The sequence below is a fragment of the Paraburkholderia sp. genome (assembly GCF_035501035.1).
In the GTDB taxonomy this organism is placed as follows: Bacteria; Pseudomonadota; Gammaproteobacteria; order Burkholderiales; family Burkholderiaceae; genus Paraburkholderia.
Genome location: NZ_DATJWR010000228.1, coordinates 1 through 3,868 on the forward strand (window position 1 = coordinate 1; position 3,868 = coordinate 3,868).

A 3,868-nucleotide genomic window follows, 5' to 3' on the forward strand; every position below is an offset into this window, starting at 1 on the left:
CCCGACGCGCGATCACAAGATGATCGTGAACCTCCCGGCCACCGTCGAAGCCGCGATGCCCAACGTCTACGCCGACCAGATCGAGTGGATGGACCGCAATCTCGCGTACCGCGACAGCATCGTCCTCTCGGTGCACCCGCACAACGACCGCGGCACGGCCGTCGCCGCCGCCGAAATGGCGCTGCTCGCAGGGGCGGACCGCATCGAAGGCTGCCTGTTCGGCAATGGCGAGCGCACCGGCAACGTCGATCTCGTCACGCTCGCGATGAACCTCTACACCCAGGGCATCGATCCGGGTCTCGACTTCTCCGACATCGACGCGGTACGCCGCGTGGTCGAGCGCTGCAATCAGCTGCCCGTGCATCCGCGTCATCCCTATGCGGGCGACCTCGTGTTCACGGCGTTCTCGGGCTCGCATCAGGACGCGATCCGCAAGGGCTTCGCCCAGCAGCGCCCGGACGCGATCTGGGAGGTGCCCTATCTCCCGATCGATCCCGCCGACCTCGGCCGCAGCTATGACGCGGTCATCCGCGTGAACAGCCAGTCGGGCAAGGGTGGCGCCACCTGGCTGCTGGAGCAGGGCATGGGCTTCACGCCGCCGCGGCGCGTGCAGATCGAGTTCAGCCACGCCGTGCAGACGGTCGCCGACAGTTCAGGCGAGGAAGTCACCGGCGAAGCGATCTGCGCGCTTTTCGCGCGCGAGTACTACGAGACGCGCGGGCCGGCGGCGCACACCGGCGCGGGCCGCGTGCGCTGGGAAAGCCGCGATGTCGCGATGCCGGCGGCGGCGAGCGTCGACGAGGCACATGCGCAGGCCGTCGCGAAAGCGATTGCGGCCGTGGCCGGTGAGAGCATCGACATCACGTCGTTCGAAACCGCGCGCACGGCTCAGGGCGCGACTGCCGTATTCGTCGGGGCGCGCGTGGGCGGGCAGCCGCTGCGCCACGGCGTGGGCGTAGCCGCGGACGCGGTTCATGCGAGCATCGCCGCGGTGGTCAGTGCGGTCAATCGCGCGGCCTGGCCGCATGTGGATCGACGCGCGGCGGCCTGACGCCGGCGATTCATGCCGCGCGCAGTGAACGCGCGGCCGCGAAAGGTTTGAAGTTCAGCAGGCAAAGCAGGAGGGGCAGTGCATTTGGACCCGGGCAAGCACTATCGGGCAGGAGCAAGCGCTGAAGCGCCAGCTCCCGTCGACACGCTAGCCCGGGTCGAGAGGCGCCGTTGAGCGCCGGCGGCAAAACGGGCCGCCGGCGTGCGCCTGGAACGCCCAATCGGCGTTTCAGCGAATGGACCTACCGGTCGTCATTCGATTGCGCAACGCGTCGCCTGCCACGCCAGCAAACGCCAGTGGCCACCTTCCTGCGTCTGGATCGCCGTGTAGGCGATCGGAAACAGCAGCGCACCGTTGTTCGCTTCCATTTCGATCAGTGCGCGGCCGCAGACCACGCAGGTTTCATTGCCCACGGGCAGCACGTCCTGCGACTGGATCTCGATCTGGCGGTAACGGCGGCGGCCCGCCGTGATCGCCTCGATGAACTGCTGCTTGGTCTCGCGTTTGCCGTTCGTGTGGACGAAAGTCGCGTTATCGGACAGCAACTCCTCCAGCGACGTGCCGTCGCCATCCACCATCGCGCGAAAGCGCTCGCGCTCAAGTCCGCGAATCGCCTCGATCACTTTTGCCGCCATCGCTCGAGCCCCTTGCGCGCCGGCCTGCGCGCCCGCGCAGACCCACGCCGAAGATTTTCTGCATGCGCCTGGCTGAAATTTATACCAGGATTCGGCGCATGGATACTTGCGATCACAGGCAGCGCCCTCATACTCAAAGCCTCTACCGCCGGCCGCCCATCGAAAGCTGTGCCTGGCGGTGGCGCCTCGCCAGCAGCGCCCTGATGTCGCAGCGCCGCACTTTCGGTCTTATCCGATGTCTCTTTGTTGAATTCGGCGGCAGAGTTCGCGCGCAGCGCTGCCCGCCGAGATCTTCGATTCAAGCCCTTATTTCATCGCGCCCCCGCGGCGCAGTGCTGTCCCGCTCTAGAGTGTTCCTTCGGCCCGTCCCGTGCGTGGGTCCGGGCCGGGCCACGAGCCCCGCCCTGCTTGCCTGCCAGCACTTTGCCGTAATCTATCGATACAACCATTCCGATAGAAAACAAGGAACCTTGAAGCCCCTACAGACTCCAAGTGTTAGCACTCGGTGATTCAGAGTGCTAACATCCACCGTGCAGTCGCAGTCTGACTTTTGCAAAAGATTCTGAGGAGTTCGCTACGTGAGCAACGCAATGACCATGACCCTTCCGAATACGCTGAGCCCCTCGTCGGCCAAGGCCGGGGGTTCACTGGCGCTCGCGAATGCTTCCCTGCTGCCCGGCCAACTGGGCAACATCGACGCCTACATCCAGGCCGTGAACCGGATCCCGATGTTGACGCCGCAAGAGGAGCGCCAGTTCGCGACAGAGTTTCGCGAGCAAAACAATCTCGAAGGCGCGCGCCGTCTGGTGCTGTCGCATCTGCGCCTCGTGGTGTCGATTGCGCGTAACTACCTGGGCTACGGCCTGCCGCACGCCGACCTGATCCAGGAAGGCAACATCGGCCTGATGAAGGCCGTCAAGCGCTTCGACCCCGAGCAGAACGTACGCCTCGTGTCGTACGCGATGCACTGGATCAAGGCTGAAATCCACGAGTACATTCTGCGCAACTGGCGCATGGTGAAGGTCGCCACCACCAAGGCGCAGCGCAAGCTGTTCTTCAACCTGCGCAGCCATAAGCAGGGCCTGCAGTCGTTCACGCCGGAGGAAATCGACGGCCTCGCGCAGGAACTGAACGTGAAGCGCGAAGAGGTCGTGGAGATGGAAACGCGCCTGTCGGGTGCCGACATCGCCCTCGAGGGCCAGACTGACGACGGCGAAGAGTCGTTCGCCCCGATCGCCTGGCTCGCCGACTCGCATAGCGAGCCGAGCGCCGTGCTGGCCGCGCGCTCGCGCGACCGCCTGCAGTCCGACGGCATCGCGAGCGCACTGGAAGCGCTCGACGCGCGCAGCCGCCGCATCATCGAGGCGCGTTGGCTCAATGTCGCCGACGACGGCTCGGGCGGCTCGACCCTGCACGAGCTGGCCGACGAGTTCGGCGTCTCGGCCGAGCGCATTCGCCAGATCGAAGCGAGCGCCATGAAGAAGATGCGCACCGCGCTCGCCGACTACGCGTAAGCGACAGTCCGACCCGAGGGCGGTTCTACCCCGCCCCAAAACCTACAGAAAGCCCCGTTCACGCGAACGGGGCTTTTTGTTTTGCGCGTGCCGCGCCGTGGACACATTCGCAACAGCCTCGCTGATTCCGCCCTAAGATACTTCGAGGTGATGAGCCCGGGCCGCGCTGCGGCCTGGCCACGCAATGCGTTCGGGGGCAACCGTCGTCATGATCTCCGCATCCGGTCAACGCCAGCGCACAGTGCCCTCATTGCGCACGCGCATCCTCCGATGGATGCGCGGCCCGACCTTCGCTCGCGACATCGCCCTCGTTCTCGCCATCAAGCTCGTTCTTCTGCTGGCGCTCAAATACGCGTTCTTCAATCACCCGCAGGCCGTAGACATGAACATGCCGCCAGCCGCCGTCGCACAGGCCATCCTGTCCGTGCCCGCGGCCGGCGCGACCCACTCATCCGCGACCACGCCGGCAACACAACCGCAACGAGGGGATCAACAAGGGGATCGCCATGCCCACGATTGAATCAGTGGATCTTTCGCGTCTTCAGTTCGCCATCACCGCGCTCTACCACTTCCTGTTCGTGCCGCTCACGCTCGGCCTGTCGTGGATGCTCGTCATCATGGAGTCCGTCTATGTGATGACCGGCAAGGTCATCTACAAGGACATGACG

5 protein-coding genes are annotated in these 3,868 nt (G+C 65.3%); 4 read left to right on the plus strand and 1 reads right to left on the minus strand.

The features are described 5' to 3' along the window. Window positions 1-1,051 (plus strand): 2-isopropylmalate synthase (locus tag VMJ11_RS16860; protein ID WP_325620526.1); only part of this gene is annotated, 1,051 nt, incomplete at its 5' end. A gap of 251 nt (window positions 1,052-1,302) precedes the next feature. Here VMJ11_RS16860 and VMJ11_RS16865 read toward each other — a convergent pair. Beyond that, window positions 1,303-1,686, minus strand: coding sequence for a nuclear transport factor 2 family protein (locus VMJ11_RS16865; RefSeq protein WP_325620527.1), 384 nt, complete (start codon window positions 1,684-1,686; stop codon window positions 1,303-1,305). 578 nt (window positions 1,687-2,264) lie between these two features. On the opposite strand from VMJ11_RS16865, the gene rpoH reads away from it, so the two are divergent. The 3 genes from rpoH to VMJ11_RS16880 form a co-directional block, all read left to right on the plus strand. Next, window positions 2,265-3,200 (plus strand): RNA polymerase sigma factor RpoH, encoded by a 936-nt coding sequence (rpoH, locus tag VMJ11_RS16870; protein WP_325620528.1) that lies wholly within the window; start codon window positions 2,265-2,267, stop codon window positions 3,198-3,200. 208 nt (window positions 3,201-3,408) lie between these two features. Further along, complete coding sequence (gene cydP / locus VMJ11_RS16875) at window positions 3,409-3,720, plus strand: cytochrome oxidase putative small subunit CydP (protein WP_325620529.1); 312 nt, start codon at window positions 3,409-3,411, stop codon at window positions 3,718-3,720. Then, window positions 3,707-3,868, plus strand: a 162-nt coding sequence (locus VMJ11_RS16880; protein ID WP_325620530.1) for a cytochrome ubiquinol oxidase subunit I, incomplete at its 3' end; no start/stop codon positions are given. The genes cydP and VMJ11_RS16880, both read left to right, overlap by 14 nt.

What these genes read in the sequence shown, in the direction of transcription:
- VMJ11_RS16865 (WP_325620527.1), bottom strand. Translation starts at nt 1,686, where the DNA reads ATGGCGGCAAAAGTGATCGAGGCGATTCGCGGACTTGAGCGCGAGCGC.
- cydP (WP_325620529.1), top strand. Translation starts at nt 3,409, where the DNA reads ATGATCTCCGCATCCGGTCAACGCCAGCGCACAGTGCCCTCATTGCGC.